Origin of the sequence: Nonomuraea sp. NPDC050680 (assembly GCF_040654555.1) — a bacterium.
Taxonomy (GTDB): domain Bacteria; phylum Actinomycetota; class Actinomycetes; order Streptosporangiales; family Streptosporangiaceae; genus Nonomuraea.
In genome coordinates this window covers 1,157,250-1,174,688 of sequence record NZ_JBFAIF010000001.1, presented here as the reverse complement: position 1 = coordinate 1,174,688, position 17,439 = coordinate 1,157,250, and the positions used below count along the sequence as shown (strand labels likewise).

Here is a 17,439-nt window from a genome sequence, read left to right as displayed (position 1 = left end):
TCAGTTCGTCCGCCTGGGACTGCGCGCGGTCACGGCCGGGTCCTGTACGCGGACGTCGAGCAGTTGGGCGTCGATCTGGCTGCCGAAGGTGGGAGTGAGGTCAGCGATCTCGGCGCGCAGGTAGACGGTGCTCGGGTCCGTGATGACCTGGAACCTGCGCAGGTCGAAGGCCCCGCGTGGAGATCGGCGGCCGTCGAGGTCGCCGGGACGGGCGGCGGTCACCTCGGGTTCCACGCGGACGGCAGGCCGCCGGCCGAGATCCCGGTGCCGGTCACCGGGACCGGTACACCTGAACCACGATCGCCGCCGACCTGACCGCCGTCGCGGAGGTGTGCACGACCCGCGGGTGAGCCTGGACGGCGACTTCCGGCTCGCCGCCTTCCGTTTCCGTTCGATCGCCGGCTGAGGAGACGATCCCCCGGGCAGGGGGATCGTCCCTGTTCCCGTCGGGGGATCAGCAGGTGGAGTTGGTCTGGGTCAGTAGCCCGAGGCGCCAGGGCAGGGAGTTGTAGTCGCCGCCCGAGCTTGGATCCATCCCCTGGTAGAGGTACTGCATGTGGCAGGGGCTGATGGTCAGGGTCTGGTCGGTCATGGTGCGGACCATCTCGCCGTGGCTGATGTCCTGGGTCCAGGGGGTGCCGTTGAAGGTGACGTTGTTGGCGCGGGCGAAGGGGTTGCTCTCGCTGGCGGCCAGTTGGGTCCACGACCCGGCGATGCTGGCGGAGGTCCAGGACCGGAAGTAGCGGCGGCCGTTGGACCCGATGGCCTCCACGAGCAGCAGATACCTGTTGTCTCCTTGCACCTTGTACACGTTGGACGCCTCGAACAGGTTGTTCTTGGAGTCCTGCATGGCGATGACGGTGTTGGTCATCCCGTTGGGGAAGTTGGCCAGACTGGTTTGGGAGCGGTACAGGTGGCCGTTGTCGTCGGAGGAGAACAGGTAGCAGTCGGCGCTGTCGCAGATCACCCACATGTCGACCCAGTAGCCGTTGCCGATGTTCTGCCGGATGATGTCGGGCATCGCGGAGTAGAAGTTCTTCGGCGCGCTCCACCCGTTGGGGTTGCTGATGTCGGGGTTGGTGGAGTACGAGGCGTTACCGGTCTGGTAGACCAGATACCACAGGTTCTGCGGCGCGAAGTAGAAGACCTCCGGCGCCGCTCGGTAGCCGCTGCCGATCGGGGTGCGGTCGAGGTAGTAGTGCGTGGCCGAGCCGGCCTGTGACCAGTCGGTGAAGCTCAGGTACACCAGGTTGTAGCCGGAGGCTTGGGCGGTGCTGGCGAACACGTGATACTTGCCGCCCGAGTACACCACCGTCGGATCCTTGATCCCCGCAATGTTGTGCGAGGAGTCCGGCTTCGGGGCGATCAGCTGGCCGCTGGAATTCCACTGCAGGCTCGACGGCAGCGTCCCGCCACCCGGGGTAGGCGTCGGCGTGGGGCTGGGTGATCCTGAGCCGCCGCTCCAGGTCCATTTCTGGTTGTCGCCGCCGTGGCAGGCGTAGAGCTGGAGCTGGGTGCCGTTGGCTGTGCCCTGGCCGATGGCGTCCAGGCACAGTCCTGACTGCACGCCGGTGACGGTGCCGTCGGAGTTGACGCGCCACTTCTGGTTGTCGCCGCCGTGGCAGGAATAGATCTGGATCTTGGCGCCGCTCCCGGAGCCCCCGGCGTCCAGGCACTTGTTGCCGTAGACCTTGATCTCGCCGGCCGAGGTGGAGGCCCACTGCTGGTTGCTCTGCCCGTTGCAGTCCCACAGGTTGACCAGAGTGCCGTCAGCCGTGGCGGAGCCGGGAACGTCCACGCAGCGGCCGGAGGCGACACCCTTGATCGGCCCGGTACCGTCGCCCGGTGCCGTGGGAGTCGGCGTCGGAGTGGGCGTCGGAGTGGGCGTCGGGTTGGGGTCGGCGGCGTTCAGGGCGTTGAGTACCGAGGTGTAGGCGGCCTTCTTGTTGCCGTTGCCGTCGAAGAGCAGCGGGGTGGCGTTCGCGCCCAGCCAGGAGTCGCTGTCGCGGACGCCCCATGTCGTGATGCCGGCACAACGCGACACGGCCAGGCAGTCGTTGACCACGTTGGCATAGGTGGTCGCCGAGCCGCCCTGGATGTCCAGCTCGGTGATCTGTACGTCGACGCCGAGCGCGGCGAAGCTGGAGATGGTGGTGCGGTAGTTGCTGTTGTAGGGGCTGTTGCCGTTGAAGTGTGATTGCAGGCCGACGCAGTCGATGGGGACGCCGCGCTGCTTGAAGTCGCGGACCATGTTGTAGACGCCCTGCGTCTTGGCCCAGGACCAGTTGTCGATGTTGTAGTCGTTGTAGCACAGCTTGGCGTTGGGGTCGGCGGCGCGCGCGGTGCGGAAGGCGACCTCGATCCAGTCGTTGCCGGTGCGCTGCAGGTTGGAGTCGCGCCGGCCGCCGCCGCTGTCGGCGTAGGCCTCGTTGACCACGTCCCAGGCGTAGATCTTGCCCTTGTAGTGGCCCATCACGCCGTTGATGTGATCGATCATCGCCTGGCGCAGGCTGCTGCCCGACAGCGACTGCATCCAGCCCGGCTGCTGGCCGTGCCAGGCCAGCGTGTGCCCGCGCACCCGCTTGCCGTTCTGCACGGCCCAGTTGTAGACCCGGTCCCCGCTGGTGAAGTTGAACTGCCCCCGGTTGGGCTCGGTGGCGTCGATCTTCATCTCGTTCTCGGCCGTCACCATGTTGAACTCGCGATTGGCGATCGTGGTGTAGGCGGAGTCGCCGAGCTTGCCCGAGGCGATGGCGGTGCCGAAGTACCGGCCGCTCTGCGCGGCCGCCGCGCCGAGCGTGTTCGCTGCGGCGTCGGCCGGACCCGACAACGTCAGCGTCGTGATCGTGCAGAGAACACCGAGAGCGCCGGCGAGCGCGACCCGCACGTTGCGGAGAGGTCGCCGGGTTCCAGGCGGATGTAAGGCGTATGCGCCCATTCCTGAGCCTCCTAAGGAATCACGGGAAAGCGGAAAGGAGGGAGAACGCGGGGAACGCCCCGCAGCGCCGACGCCGCACGCCATGGACGGCGCGGGCGACGGCTCCCGCCACGCACCACCGAGCTGGCAGGAGAGAACCGCCTCGACGACTCAGTGTGGAAACATTCCCGAAACGTGTCAAGAATAGGCCGAAAGTTTCGGATCCTGCGGCCGTCGCGCCTCTGGATATAACACCTGTCCGCTTGCAGTTTCCAACACCATTACCGCTGCAGGCCGAGGCCCTGGACGGTGAAAGTTTCATCACCATTCCGAGCGTGCGAGTGTGCGAAGACGCCGAAAATCACCAGGTCGGTCACGCCGAAGCTCCAGGGTGCTCGTGACGTGCCCCGCGTCCGACCCTTGACGGAACCTCGTTGTCTCGTGTTTGCTCCGCCCACACCACCCGTGCCGATAGAGAAGAGAACTGGCCGATCACAGTAAGTGTTAACGCTAACAGGTCGGTAATTTCACAGAGACGCGTGAGAGCGAAAGATCCGATGGTGATCCAACCAGCCGCACCGTGCGGAAAGGATGTCGTTTCATGAGCCGGCGGATAAAGGCCAAGGCGTTCGTCTCGACTCTTGTGGTCGCGTTCCTGACAGCCGCGATCTCCCTGATCGGTGGCTCGTCGGCGCAGGCCGCCGTCGCGATCACGATCAACGGCGCCTCAGGCGGCCGGACGCTCGACGGCGTGGGCGCCATCAGCGGCGGCGGCGGCAACAGCCGTCTGCTCATCGACTACCCCGAGCCTCAGCGCGGTCAGATCCTGGACTACATGTTCAAGCCCGGGTACGGCGCGGCCGTGCAGATCCTGAAGGTGGAGATCGGCGGGGACACCAACTCGACCAGCGGCGCCGAGCCGAGCCACCGGCACACCAACGCCGACCTGGACTGCGGGCGAGGCTACGAGTGGTGGCTGATGGAGGAGGCGAAGGCGCGCAACCCGAACATCAAGCTGGCCGGCCTCGCGTGGGGTGCGCCGGGCTGGATCGGCAACCGCAACTTCTGGTCCCAGGACATGATCGGCTACCTGGTCGACTGGCTGAAGTGCGCGAAGAACAGCCACGGGCTGACCATCGACTATCTCGGCGGCTGGAATGAGCGCGGCCGTGACCTCAACTGGTACATCAACCTGAACACCGCCCTGGAAACCAACGGCTTCGGCAACGTCAAGATCGTGGCCGACGACACCAGTTGGGGGGCGGCCGACGACGCGGTGAACAACGCGGCCTTCCGCAACGCCGTGGACATCTTCGGGTCGCACTACGTGTGCGGTTATCGCAGCGCGCAGACCAACTGCCCCAGTTCCACCAACGCGGTCAACTCCGGCAAGCAGCTGTGGGCCAGCGAGAACGGGTCCGACGATTACAACGACGGCGCCAAAGCCCTCGCCCGCGGCATCAACCGCGACTACATCGACGGCAAGATGACCGCCTACCTCAACTGGCCGATCATCGCCGCCATCACCCCGAACATCCCGTGGCCGACGATGGGCGTCGCCATCGCGCCCCAGCCGTGGTCCGGGTACTTCGCGGTGGGCAAGAACGCCTGGACGATGGCGCAGACCACCCAGTTCACCGCGCCGGGCTGGCGTTACCTGGACTCCTCCAGCGGCTACATCGGCGGCGTCCGCACCAACGGCAGCTATGTCTCGCTGAAGTCACCCGACAGCTCCGGCTACAGCACGATCATCGAGACCGTGGACGCGAGTGCGGCCCAGACCCTGAACTTCACCGTCACCGGCGGCCTGCCCACCGGCGCCGTGCATGTGTGGTCCACCAACCTCAACTCCGCCAACCCCGCCGACCACATGGTACGCGGCAGCGACATCACGCCCTCGGGCGGCGCGTACTCGCTGACCGTTCAGCCCGGCCGCGTCTACACCATCACGACCACCACGGGCCAGGGCAAGGGCGCTGCCACGAGCCCGGCGCCCGGGTCGATGGCGCTGCCGTACTCGGACGACTACGACGGGTACGCGGTCGGCAAGGAGGCCACGTACCTGATGGACCAGCAGGGGGCCTTCGAAGTGACCGCCTGCGGTGCGGGCCGTGCGGGCAGGTGCGTGCGCCAGATGTCGCCGCGCATGCCGATCACGTGGGACGGGGACTACGATCCGTACGCGTTGCTCGGCGACGTGAACTGGAGCAACTACACCGTCTCCTCCGACGTCCTGCTGGAACAGGCGGGCTACGTCAAGCTCATCGGGCGCGGGGGCACCCAGCATTACGGCCCGGCCGGTCAGAACGCGTACTACCTGCGGGTCACCGACGCCGGCGCCTGGTCGATCCAGCGCAACACCGCCGCCAACGCCGTCACGACGCTGCGCAGCGGCACCGTGGCCGCCCTCGGCACCAACCGCTGGCACACGCTGTCCCTGGGCTTCTCGGGTTCCACGATCACCGCCAAGGTCGACGGCGCGACGGTGGGTACGGTCACCGACGCGATGTGGGGCGCCGGTCAGGTCGGCATCGGCACCGGCGCGACCGAGACGGCGCAGTTCGACAACCTGTCCATCACGCCTGGCCCGGGCGGCGGGCCGTCCAACGTGCTGCGCAGCACGGCGTCGGGCCGCTGCCTGGACGTCCCTGGACAGTCGCAGGCCAACGGCACGCAGCTGGCGATCTGGGACTGCAACGGCGGCGCCAACCAGCAGTGGAACCTGACGGCCGGCAAGCAGCTCCAGGTGTACGGCACCAAGTGCCTGGACGCTCAGGGCGGCGGCACGGTCCCCGGCACCAGGGTCATCATCTCGGACTGCGGCGGCGCCAACCAACAGTGGAACCTCAACGCCGACGGCACGGTCATCGCCGTGCAGTCGGGCCTGTGCCTGGACGTCACCGGCGAGGCGACCGCCAACGGCACGCCCGTGGAGCTGTGGACCTGCACCGGCGGCGCCAACCAGAAGTGGACCCGTAGCTGACGTCGGAGCCGTCACACATGGAAGGAAATGGCGTGAAACCAACCAGCAGTGGACCCCGACTGCCGGCGGTGAGCTGCGCGTTTACGGCAACAAGTGCCTGGACGTCAACGGGCGCGGCACCGCCGACGGGAGCAGCGTCATCATCTGGGACTGCAGCGGCCAGAACAAACAGCAATGGCGCCTCAACTCCGACGGCAGCATCACTGCGGTCGGCGCGAACAAGTGCCTGGACATACCCAGCAACTCCACCGCCAACGGCACCAAGCTCCAGATCTGGACCTGCCACGGCGGATCCAACCAGCGCTGGACCTTCTGAAGGTGATCATGAGAGTCGCATTGCGCATAGCACGGGGCACGACGAGGACGCCTCGACCTGCTTCACGATGAAGGAGTGTTGTCGGCCTGCTCGCCGGACGCCGTCTGGGCCTTGCCACCGAGGCAGCTCGCACCGCCGATGATGACGGCCGCGATCCGGCCCGCGCCGACGTCGAGCACGGTCGTGGCTGCGGTTATGTCGCGACGACTGAGCGCCGGGCGTACCCGGTGCGGCCGTCAGGGGTTGTGGCGGTCACGGTGAGGACGGCCTCGCCGAACGAGAGCGGCGCCTGGGCGGTGAAGCGGCCGTCGGCTCCGGCCCGGACCGAGACGACCTTGGTGGCGGCGCCGATGTCGATGGGCGTGGCCGCGACGTCCACGCGGGCGCCGGGCGCGGCGCTCCCCTCGACCGTGACCGACGTGCCGGCGGCCGTGCTGCCTTCCGCGGGCGCGGTGAGGGTGAGCGGCGCCGCCTCGGGCATGCCGTGGGCGGCGTAGCGACGGCGTACGACCTCGGGCCGCTCGGCCGGGCGGCCCGCCGCGAGCGAGAGGATCAGCCGCACCTCCTGGGCCTGCGCCCAGGTCAGCGGGGAGGCCGAGCCGGCCGGCTCGCCGTCGCGGAAGCCGATCGAGGCGGTGGCCGGGTCGGTGCCGTACGGCGCGGCAGCCAGGTCCGGGTTCTCCCACGCCTGCTCGGGGACCAGGCCGGTGCCGGAAGACATGGCCCGCATCGCCGCCAGCAAGGACGCCGCCGTACGCGTGTCGCCGGTCTGCAACGCCTGCTCCGCCCGTTCGCCGGCCAGGACCGGCCACAGGTGCCCCGAGCCGGTGTTCGCGGTGGGCCAGGGTCGCCCGGACGGGGCGCAGGAGGTGGGGTCGGGCTCATGGCAGTCGCCGTAGCCGTCCTCGGTGCCCGCGGTGTCGGAGCCGTAGCGGTACCAGCCCCGGCCGTTCGGCGTCGTACGCCCGATCACCCGGTCCACGACCGGCAGGCTGGCCAGCACGTCGGGGTCGGTGGCGGGCAGAACGCCCAGCCGGGTCAGCTCCAGGAATCCCGCGTCCACCACCCGGCGCTGATCCTCCGTCGGGCCGCCGTTGCCGAGGTTGTACGGGGCGGCGGCGTCCGGGTCGCCGGTGCGCGACAGGCGCAGGAAGTAGCGGGGGGCGTACGGACCGGTCGTGGTGACCGTCCAGCCCTTGACCGAGCGGGCGAAGTGGTCGGCGGTGGCGCGGTAGAGCCTGGCCCGGGGCTGGTCGTCGCGGGCGGCGGCGATCTCACCGGCCGCGACGAGACCGGCGATCTCGGCCGCGATCGTGGACGGTGAGTAGCCCTGCTGCTCCTCCCAACGCTCGACGCCGAACGCGGGGCCGTGCGCCACCAGGAAGTCCGCGGCCTCGCGGACGTGTTCCCACAGCTCCGCGCCGATCCCGGCCTGGTGGGCCATGAGGATCGGGTAGGCGCTCTCGTCGAGCTGGTCGCCGCCCGAGTCGGGGGCGAGCCGGCCGTTCAGCAGGGAGTTGCGCGGCAGACGGCCGTCGGGCAGTTGCTGGCGTCCCAGCAGGAAGCGGGCCGTGGCGCGGGCGGTCGCCAGGTCGCCGTCGGTGAGGAAGCCGGTGAACGCCTCGTACAGGTCGCGGGCGAACACCTCGCGGTAGGACCCGAAATAGACCGCCTTGCCGCCCACCTTCTCGCCCGCGCCGACCGCCTGGCCCCACGGGCTGGCCAGCGAGGCGACGACGGCTCCGGGGAAGGTCTTGTCCTCGCTCGCCTTCAGCACGTTGGCGGACAAGCGATAGGCGTCGGCGAGCGAGGCGGGCGGCTCGCGCAGCCCGGCGTCGTAGCCGGCCCAGCCCGCCTCGTACCGGGCTCGGGTGGTCTCGAACGGCCGGGCGGCGGCCGCGCCCGCGGTCCGCAACGCGGCGGCCGCCGTACGGCCGAAGCCGAGAGCGAAGGTCACCGCGCCCGAGCCGTCGAGGGGCAGCCGCGCGGTGGCGACCACGTTGCCGTCCGGGGCGGTGGTGTGGGGGGTCAGCGTGTGGCCTGCGTCCAGTTGCGCGGCGCCGTCGCTGGGCGTGCCCGCGTAGCCGACGCCGGCCTGCGGCAGCCGCCGCTCCGCGCGCAGCGCCAGGTGGGTGGGCACGGCGTAGTCGCGGGCGGGCGCGGAGGTCTCGGTGTTCGGGTCGGAGATCACCGGGGCGCCGGTCGGACCGTCCACCACGCCGCTGTCGGCCCCGCCGTTCGGTGTGCCGCCGCCTCCGTTGCCGTTGACGCTCGCGTCCAGCCGTACGTACAGGCGCAGTCCGGCCGGCTGGAGCCGGGTCCTGACCACGACGGCGTCGCTGTCCGGATCGGTGAGATAGGTGGTGGTCAGGTGGTAGCGGCCGGTCTTGCTGGATGAGGTGATCGTGCAGGTCATGCCGGAGCGGTCGGTGCTCACCTTGTACGTGGTGTCGCGGGACTGCAGCTCGGTGAACGTCGTGCCGTCGGTGACGGCGAACTGCATCGTCTCGACGTTGGTGTTGTCGATGGTCGGCTCGTAGACGTCGGACAGCACGCCGCCCGCGACCGTGTACCAGACCTTCGAGACCCGGCCCGCGGCCGTCCCGACGCAGTCCTTGCGCGCCAACCCGAAGTGGGACGCCGCGCCCGGCCCGGCCGGGGCGGGACCCCGGGCCACGGCGGGCGCGGCGGGAAGCCCGACCAGCGCGGCGGATACGACCAGGGCGAGTGTGAACCGTCGAACCGTGGCCATGCCGTGCCCCCTCGGGTCCGCCCTTTTCGTTGCAGAGAAGACCAGGGCCCGTTCGGTGTCAACCCCGACCCGCGGTGAGGCGGCGAAGGCCATACTCGATCGGGCCGTAACGATGGCTCCGCAGCCACCACCAGCTCAGCCCGAGCAGGAGCGCGTAGATCACCGCGGCCACGCCCATCACGGCGAGCGGCGACAGCCTGCCCGCCAGGGCCAGTCCGTAGCCGGTGAAGACCAGGCAGCAGAGCAGCGACTGCCCGATGTAGTTGGAGGCCGCCACCCGCCCGGCCGGTGCCAGCACGCCGGTGACGGCGGGAACGCGTTTGAGCACCTGGAGCAGGCTGACCACGTAGGCGGCGGTCAGCAGCACCGAGGTCACGTTGTTCAGGGCCAGCGCGACCAGCTCCAACGCGCCTTCCCCGGAGGCGGACGCCCACGCGAAGAAGATCGCGGCGGGCAGGCCGAGGCCGAAGCCCACCCACTGGACGCGCGGCACGAGGTGGGCCCAGCGCGCCGGCTCCTCGAACAGTCGTGACCGGCCGGCCGCCAGCCCGAACAGGAACATCGCCAGCGCCATCGGCCCCTGCCCGATCCACACCATCCCGGCCAGCGCCGGGTACGTCTCCACCTGGAACGACAGGAAGCTCAACGGCCCGCCCGTGACCAGCGCCTCCGCCCGCGCTCCGGCCGCCGCGTCGGTCACTGCCGCCGTGGCCGCCGTCGTGCCCGTCGCCGGGTCGAGCAGGGTCAGCCCGGCCAGCAGCAGCCAGAGCACCGACATGACGCCGATGATGGCGCAGCCGGTGACGACGGCCTTCCTGGGCGAGATGCCGCGCATCGCCAGCAGGATCACCCCGAGCACGGCGTACAGCGTGAGGATGTCGCCGACCCACAACAGGAGCCCGTGCAGGAGCCCGATCACGAAGAGCCCGAGGCTGCGGCGCAGCATCCTGGCCTTGATGTTGATCCCGTCGCGCGTCTGGAGCGTGAAGGAGTAGCCGAACAGGAAGGAGAACAGAATGTAGAACTTCGTCAGCACCAGCGTGCTGATGAGGTACGCGACCGGCCCCTCGGTGATGGGCATGATGCCCGTCCCCACGGCGTAGCCGGGATCGGCGAAGAACCCGATGTTCGCCACCAGGATGCCCGCCAGCGCGAACCCCCGGACGGCGTCGATCTCGTGCACGCGCCGTGAGCCCGGCGCCTCGGTCAGAGTCATGATCCTGACGCTAGAGACGCCGAGCTCCCCGGCACATCGATCCTTGGCAGCCTCCGACACCGACCAAAGTCGCTAGGTCCCAGAGACCTCAGCCCCGACGGACCGTCTTCTTCTGCTCCTCCGGAGGAGGTATCTCTCCAGAAGGACCTCAGCCGTCAGTTGACGGTCACACTCCGCAGCAGGTTGTTGTACCCGGTGGCGGCCTCCCAGACGCCGTCGTTGGCCAGCCGGATCGAGTACTCGGGACGGGAGGACAGCTGCGGGTCGGGCAGGTCGAGCAGCAGCGCGTAGGTGCCCGCCGGCATGCCGGCCGGCAGCGTCACGCTCTGGTCGATGGTCGCCGTGGCGCCCGCGAGCCAGAGGCGGGGGTCGGCGTTGAGCGGGAAGCGGTACACGGCCGACGTGGCGGTGTTGCGCAGGACCAGCGCGACGCCGCGCGGGTTGAAGGGCGCGGCCCAGCCGTCGTTCCTGATCGTGAGGCGCACCGGCAGCGCGCCGCCGTGGGTCGCCGTGCTCGGGTACGTGCCGGTCCGCAGGGCGAAGCGGTAGCCGAGGCGGCGGGTGATCTCGGGCAGGCAGCCGCCGGTGTTCCAGCCGTTGATGACGTCGGGGTGGTAGTCGGTGTTGAGGTAGGACCAGTGGAACAGCGACATCTCGCTCATGGCGGTGGGGCAGCTCGAACGCGGCGGGTTGGCGCCGCAGGTCTCCCCGCCCATGGGCAGGTACGCGGTCTCGGCCTGGAGGTAGGGGTATTCGACGGCGGTGTTCTCGTAGGTGCCGTAGTCGTCGGGGCTGGCCAGGAAGCAGTCGTTGTGGTGCCCGACGCGGGCCTGGGCGGAGCTGTTGTACGCCTGGGCGGGCGTCAGCGCGGTGGTGCCGTACATCGTGCGCTTGATCTTGGGCGTGCGGACCTGGATCATCCGCGACGACGGCAGGACGCTGAGGAGCTTGTCGGTCACCGCCTTGCGGTTGGCCCAGTCGGCGGCGGTGACGGTGCCCTCGTTGCCGAAGTTCTGGGTGTAGTACCACTCGCCCCAGGCGCCGATGAGCCCGGCCTGGACGACCTCGATCACGTCGCTGTTGGCCTTCAGGTAGGGGGCCAGCTGGTCGAGGTGGGCCAGGACCCGGGTCTTGGTGGCGTCGTCGCCGGTGGTGGACTCGGTGTAGGCGAACCGGACGATGGCCTTGAGCCCGGCGGCCCGTACGGTGGTCAGCTGGTTCTGGAAGCGGGTGAGCGCGGCCTGGCTGATCGCGCTGGTCTTGAACTCGGCCAGGTAGAACACGCACATCACGAGGGAGATGTTCTGCGAGGCGCGGAAGCCCTGGAGGGTGGCGAGGGAGAAGGCGTCCTTGTCGCAGTCGCCGTTGTGGTGGTAGAAGCCGCGCTCGGGGTTGGGGAAGGTGGCGTTCGTCTGGGTGTAGGTCACCGTGCCGCCCCCGCGGCCGGGGCCGTTGGTGGCCGACGGGCTGGTGGTGGCGGCGTGCGCGGGCGGCGCGAGGAGAATCGCGCACAGGAGCACCAAGGCGGCTAACAGGCGGGACATGGGCGGACCTCTCCTTGGGGGACGGTGGTCGGCGGGCTCAGCCCTTGATGCCGGTGTGGGCGATGCCCTGGATGAACTGGCGTTGCAGGAAGACGAAGACGGCGATGACGGGCAGGGAGGCGAGCAGCGAGCCCGCCATGAGCACCGGATAGTTGGTCTGGAACTGCCCCTGCAGCGAGGCCAGTCCGGCCGACAGCGTCATCTGCTCCGGGTCGGTGTTGACCACCAGCGGCCAGAACAGGTCGTTCCACGACCACAGCAGCACCAGGACGCCGAGGGCGACCAGCCCCGGCCTGGCCAGCGGCAGCATGATCGACCAGTAGATCCGCAGCGGTCCCGCGCCGTCCAGCCGGGCCGCCTCCTCCAGCTCGCGGGGCAGGCCGAGGAAGAACTGGCGCAGCAGGAAGACCCCGAACGCGCTGAACAGGCCGGGCACGATGAGCGCCTGCAGGCTGTTGAGCCAGCCCAGCGACGACATGATCTGGTACTGCGGGATGATGAACAGCTGCGGCGGCACCATCAGCACCGACAGGAAGACCCCGAACAGCAGCCTCTTGCCGGGGAAGCGGAGCCGGGCGAAGGCGTAGGCGGCCATGGAGCACAGCAGCACCTGGCCGACGGTCCGCCCGGCGGCCATCAGCACCGTGTTGAGGAACTGGTGGCCGAAGGGCAGCAGCCCGAACACCTGGCCGTAGTTCTCCCAGTGGCCGCCGGGCAGTATCGACGGCGGCACCCTCGTGGCGTCGCTGAGCGTCTTGAGCGAGGTGATGATCTGCCAGACGAACGGCGTCACCATCACCAGTGACGCGGCGACCAGCACCGCGTGCAGCCCGATCCGGCGGGTTGGCGCGTTGGGTGCTCGCGTGTCAGGCATAGTGCACCCACCTTCGCTGGAGCCGGAACTGGAACGCGGTCAGCGCGATGATCAGCACGAGCAGCGCCATCACGATCGCCGCCGCGTAACCCCGGTCGTTGGTGACGAAGGCCCGCTCGTAGAAGAGCTGGACCACCGTCTCCAGGCGCGGGAAGGCCGGATTGGACCGGGCCGACGACCCCGAGCCGCCGATCACGTACACCAGGTCGAACAGCTGCAGCGAGCCGATCACCGAGATCACCGAGACGAAGAACGCCGTCGGTGACAGCAGCGGGAGCGTGACCTTGAAGAACTGCCGGACCGGGCCCGCGCCGTCGATCGCGGCCGCCTCGTAGTACTCCTTGGGGATCGCCTGCATGCCGGCCAGGAAGATGATCAGGTTGTAGCCGACGCTGCTCCAGACCCCGACCACGACCAGGGCGTACAGCGCGGTGTCCGGGTCGGCGATCCAGTTCGGGCCGTCGATGCCGACCAGCGACAGCACCAGGTTGACCAGGCCGTACTCGCCGTTGTAGAGCCACCGCCACACCATGGCGATGGCGACCGGCATGGTGACGACCGGCAGGAAGAACATCGTGCGGTAGACGCCCACCCCGCGCAGCCCCTTGGTGTTGAGCAGCGCGGCGAAGACGATGGCCACCGGGATGGCGAGCAGCCCGAGCACGGTGTAGGTCAGCGTGTTGACCAGCGCCCGGCCCATCTCGGGGTCGGCGATCAGGCGCAGGTAGTTCGCCGCCCCCGTCCAGGTGTGGCCGCCGAAGGCGCCCCACTCGGTGAAGGAGAAGTAGGCGGTCTGCAGGACCGGCCAGAGGTAGAAGACGGCCAGGCCCAGCCCGATCGGGGCGATGAACGCGTACCCCCACAGAGCCTCGACCGCGCGATCCCTGCGCCGCGCCGGCTTTGTGGCGCCGCGGCGGGTGGTGAGCGTCATGTCATTCCTTGGCGAGCAGGGCGTTCATCGCCGCCGCCAACTCGGTGGCGGCCTTCTCGACCGGCTGCTCGCCGGTCCAGGCCTTGGTGAGGTACGTCAGCTCCGCCTCGTTCCAGGCGGCGGTGTTCTTGGAGACCGGGAAGGGCGCCGCGTAGGCCACCGCGTCGAGGAAGGTCCGCAGCTTGAACTCCGGATGCGCGGCCACCCACGCGCCCTGGGTGCCGTTGTACGCGGGGATCGGCCCCTTCTTGCCGAGGATGTCGGCCGCCTGCTTGGAGCCGAGGAACTTGACGAACTCCCAAGCCTGCGCCGGGTGCTCGGTCTTGGCCGACACCACGTTGGCCACCCCATGGATGATCGTGGCCTGCTTCTGGCCCTTGGGCAGCGGCGCGACGTCCACCTTGTCCTTGGTGTAGTCGTTGGCGGCGAACTCCGAGACGTTCCACGAACCGCCCCAGTACATGGCGATCTTCCCGGCCTCGAACAGCTGCAGTGGGAACGTGTCGGTCATGGTCTTCAGGTCGGGGGACTGCTTGTTCTTGATCAGGTCGGTCCAGAAACGCAGGCCCTCGATCGTCTGCGGGTTGTCGTAGCCGGACTTCTTGCCGTCCGGGGAGATCACGTAGCCGCCGGCCTGGTCGATGGTGTTGTACTGGTATTCCTGGAAACTCGTCAGCTGGGCGGCGGTGCCGTAGACGCCCTTGGCCGGGTCGCTCAGCTTGGCCGCCGCCGCCTTGAAGTCGTTCCAGGTCCAGTCGTCGGCCGGGTACGGCACCTTCTTGGCGTCGAAGAGCGTCTTGTTGTACCAGACGCCGATCGTGTCCATGTCCTTCGGCAGCCCGAAGTGCTTGCCGTCGAAGGTGTAGAGGTCGATCAGCGGCTTGGGATAGACCGACAGGTCCACCTTGTCCTTGGTGATCTCCTCCTCCAGCTGACGGAGCACGCCGTTGGAGGCGTACAGCTGGAAGTTCGGGCCGTTCATCCAGAAGACGTCGGGCGCCGCTCCGCCCGTGGCCGCCGCCTTGAGCTTGGTCCAGTAGCCCTCCCACGGGGTGAGCTGGACGTTCACGGTGATGTTGGGGTGGGTCGCGGTGAACGCCTTGCCCAGCTCCTCCATCACCGGTTTCTGGTTGTTGTCCCACATCGCGTACGACAACGTGACCTTCTCCTGGCCACCCGCGGCGCCTGGTTCGTCATCGCCCGCCGAGCAGGCGGAGACGGCCAGCACCACCCCGAACACAGCCGCGCCGAGCCGCGCCGACTTCCGCATCCCTGGACCTCCCTGACGAGCGAGGCGCATCCGGCGCCACGGTCTCGAACTTGGGGATAATCATGGAGCCCATGGAAATTAAGTCAAGCATCGATTCGATTACGAGACGACTCAGCCTCGTGGGAAGCCCTCCGGTGAGGCGAGCTGGCCGCCGCCCTTGAGTGCCTGCTCCACGTGGTCGAGCGCGAGCCGGACGGCGCCGAGCGCGACCCCCTCGTCGGCGAAGGCGGACACCCTGACCTCGGGCGTACGGATGCACCAGCGGTCGAGCTCACGGCGCAGCGGCTCCACGATCAGGTCGGCCGACCGGGAGAAACCGCCGCCCACCACGACCAGCTCCGGGTCGAGGGTGAGCACCAGGGCCGAGGCGCCGACCGCCAGGTCCTTGACGTAGCGGCGCACGGCCGAGGCGGCTCGGCGGTCGCCGTTCCTGGCGGCGGCGAACAGCTCGGCGGCCATCGAGTCGGGATCACCGGCCGTCCCGGCGGCTCCGGACGCGCCGGACGCGCCGGACGGCTGGCCCGGCCACGACTTGAGCTGTTCCTGCGCGCGGATCCAGCCCGCGACCGGCAGCGCGCCGATCTCGCCGGCGGCGTTCGCGAACCCCCGGTGCAGCTTGCCGTCGATGATCAGCCCGGTGCCGGTACGGAGCCCGGCCAGCAGGAACACCACGTCCTTGGCGTAACGCGCCACCCCCCGCCAGGACTCCGCGAGCGCGGCCAGCTTGCAGTCGTTCTCGACCATGATCGGCCCGGCCACGATCCGCCCCAGGTGGGCGGCCAGATCGACGCCGGTCCACTCGGGCAGCGCGTCGGAGAGCATGACCCGCCCGGTCCCGTCGACCAGCCCGGTGGTGGACACGCCGGTCGCCCACATGTCGGACGCCGTCAGTCCCGCCCCGGCCAGGCACTCCTTGACGGTCCGGTCCACCGCGGCCAATCGCTGCCTGCGCCCCATCTCCGGGGTGACCGCGACCCGGCGACTGTGCCGCGGCTCGCCGTCCAGGTCGGCCACGATCGCCAGGATCTTGTGGCCACCGATGTCCACCCCGAGGACGTGGCCCGCGTCCGCGCGGAAGCGATAACGCCTGGCCGGGCGGCCGACGGTGCCGGCGGTCGGCTCGGTCTCCACCACCCAGCCGCGCCCGAGCAACTCGCGCACCACGTCCTCGGTGGAGGCGCGCGACAGGCCCGTACGCCGGGAGATCTCGGTCACGGTGAGCCCGGGCTCGCCGCGCAGCGTCCGGATCACGGCCAGCGCGTTGAGCTGGCGGAGCCGGGAGAGATCCCCTCCGCCCAGATCTTCGGTCACCACACCCCCTTGAGGTCTCCGCCCTCAGAGCTAATAATGAGGGACTCCATGCTAATTTCGGGAAAGGAACGCATGTCTGGGGTGACTCTAGCCCTCGTGGGCGCCGGGCTGCGCGGGCAGTCGTACGCGCGTCACGCGACGGTGGCCGGCCTGGGGCGCGTGACCGCGGTGGCCGAGCCGGACGCGTACCGGCGCGAAACGGCCGCGGCGGAGTTCGGGATCTCCCCGGACCGGGTCTACTCCGACTGGACACAGCTCGCGGCGGCCGGCCGGGTCGCGGACGCGGCGATCATCGCCACCCAGGACCAGCTGCACATGGACCCGGCCGTACGGCTGGCCGACCTGGGCTATCACATTCTCCTGGAGAAGCCGATGGCGCCCAGTGAGCAGGAGGCGACCGCCATCGCCGACGCGGCCGAACGCAACAAGATCATGCTGGCCGTGTGCCACGTGCTGCGCTACACCCCGTACACCAGGACGCTGAAGCGGCTGCTCGACGGCGGCCGCATCGGGCGGCTCGTCAGCGTCCAGCACCTCGAACCGGTCGGATGGTGGCACCACGCCCACTCCTTCGTCCGCGGCCACTGGCGCCGCCAGGACACCTCGGCCCCGATGCTGCTGACCAAGTCGTGCCACGACATCGACTGGCTGATCCACCTCTTCGGCCGGATCCCGGCCAAGGTCAGCTCGTTCGGCAACCTGACCCACTTCCGCGCCTCCGAACGCCCGGAGGGCGCGGCCGAGCGCTGCGTCGACTGCCCGCTGGAGCCGAGCTGCCCGTACTCGGCCAAACGGCTGTACCTCGGCTGCCTCGGCGATCCGGACAGCGAGTTCTGGCCGCTGTCGGCGGTCACGCGGGCACGCACCGAGGAAGGCGTGCTCCAGGCGCTGCGCACCGGCCCCTACGGCCGTTGCGTGTACGCCTGCGACAACGACGTGGTCGATCACCAGGTGGTGAACATGGAGTTCGCCGACGGAGCGACCTGCTCGTTCACGATGAGCGCGTTCACTCCGATGGAGCACCGCCGTACCCGGCTCCTGGGGACGCACGGCTACATCGACGGCGACGGCCGTACGTTGCGCCTGACCGACTTCCGTACCGGTCTGGAAGAGGTCGTCGACCCCCACACGGAGGGGGGCCCGTCGGCGGGGGACGGGCACGGGGGCGGGGACGAGGCACTCACCGACGCCTTCCTCGCCGCGGTCGCCACGGGCGACCCGGCACTGCTCCACTCCGACGCCACCGAGAGCCTCGCGACCCACCGCGTCGTCTGGGCGGCGGAACGCGCCAGGGCCACGGACACCGTCGTCCACCTGGGGTGACC

12 protein-coding genes are annotated in these 17,439 nt (G+C 69.4%); 3 read left to right on the top strand and 9 right to left on the bottom strand.

The window, feature by feature from the left end:
- Positions 1–222 (bottom strand): hypothetical protein, encoded by a 222-nt coding sequence (locus AB0H88_RS05370; protein ID WP_357641506.1) that lies wholly within the window; start codon positions 220–222, stop codon positions 1–3.
- A gap of 232 nt (positions 223–454) precedes the next feature.
- Entirely contained in the window at positions 455–2,887 is a 2,433-nt protein-coding gene (locus AB0H88_RS05365) for a non-reducing end alpha-L-arabinofuranosidase family hydrolase (protein ID WP_357641504.1), read from the bottom strand.
- A gap of 631 nt (positions 2,888–3,518) precedes the next feature.
- On the opposite strand from AB0H88_RS05365, the gene AB0H88_RS05360 reads away from it, so the two are divergent.
- Together AB0H88_RS05360 and AB0H88_RS05355 are read left to right on the top strand one after the other, a co-directional pair.
- A complete protein-coding gene (locus tag AB0H88_RS05360) occupies positions 3,519–5,900 on the top strand; it encodes an RICIN domain-containing protein (protein ID WP_357641502.1) in 2,382 nt (793 codons plus the stop codon).
- A 73-nt stretch (positions 5,901–5,973) separates the two neighbouring features.
- The gene (locus AB0H88_RS05355) at positions 5,974–6,216 is read left to right on the top strand and encodes an RICIN domain-containing protein (protein ID WP_357642010.1); all 243 of its coding nucleotides are present in this window, start codon (positions 5,974–5,976) and stop codon (positions 6,214–6,216) included.
- A gap of 193 nt (positions 6,217–6,409) precedes the next feature.
- Here the strand turns inward: AB0H88_RS05355 and AB0H88_RS05350 are convergent, their stop codons facing one another.
- From AB0H88_RS05350 to AB0H88_RS05320, 7 genes are all read right to left on the bottom strand, one after another.
- Positions 6,410–8,968: a glycoside hydrolase family 15 protein gene (locus AB0H88_RS05350; protein ID WP_357641501.1), complete on the bottom strand. Its 2,559-nt coding sequence runs from the start codon at positions 8,966–8,968 to the stop codon at positions 6,410–6,412.
- 58 nt (positions 8,969–9,026) lie between these two features.
- Entirely contained in the window at positions 9,027–10,184 is a 1,158-nt protein-coding gene (locus AB0H88_RS05345; RefSeq protein ID WP_357641499.1) for a DUF418 domain-containing protein, read from the bottom strand.
- A 155-nt stretch (positions 10,185–10,339) separates the two neighbouring features.
- Complete coding sequence (locus AB0H88_RS05340) at positions 10,340–11,728, bottom strand: DUF4832 domain-containing protein (RefSeq protein ID WP_357641497.1); 1,389 nt, start codon at positions 11,726–11,728, stop codon at positions 10,340–10,342.
- A gap of 37 nt (positions 11,729–11,765) precedes the next feature.
- Positions 11,766–12,602, bottom strand: a complete 837-nt coding sequence (locus AB0H88_RS05335) for a carbohydrate ABC transporter permease (RefSeq protein WP_357641495.1) — start codon at positions 12,600–12,602, stop codon at positions 11,766–11,768.
- Positions 12,595–13,533 (bottom strand): sugar ABC transporter permease, encoded by a 939-nt coding sequence (locus AB0H88_RS05330; RefSeq protein WP_357641493.1) that lies wholly within the window; start codon positions 13,531–13,533, stop codon positions 12,595–12,597. The genes AB0H88_RS05335 and AB0H88_RS05330 overlap by 8 nt, the downstream gene beginning before the upstream one ends.
- A gap of 1 nt (position 13,534) precedes the next feature.
- On the bottom strand, positions 13,535–14,803 hold the full coding sequence (locus AB0H88_RS05325; RefSeq protein ID WP_357641491.1) for a sugar ABC transporter substrate-binding protein: 1,269 nt from the start codon (positions 14,801–14,803) through the stop codon (positions 13,535–13,537).
- 111 nt (positions 14,804–14,914) lie between these two features.
- The gene (locus AB0H88_RS05320) at positions 14,915–16,114 is read right to left on the bottom strand and encodes an ROK family transcriptional regulator (RefSeq protein WP_357641489.1); all 1,200 of its coding nucleotides are present in this window, start codon (positions 16,112–16,114) and stop codon (positions 14,915–14,917) included.
- A gap of 72 nt (positions 16,115–16,186) precedes the next feature.
- On the opposite strand from AB0H88_RS05320, the gene AB0H88_RS05315 reads away from it, so the two are divergent.
- Positions 16,187–17,437, top strand: a complete 1,251-nt coding sequence (locus tag AB0H88_RS05315) for a Gfo/Idh/MocA family oxidoreductase (protein WP_357641488.1) — start codon at positions 16,187–16,189, stop codon at positions 17,435–17,437.
- Positions 17,438–17,439: the final 2 nt, after the last annotated feature.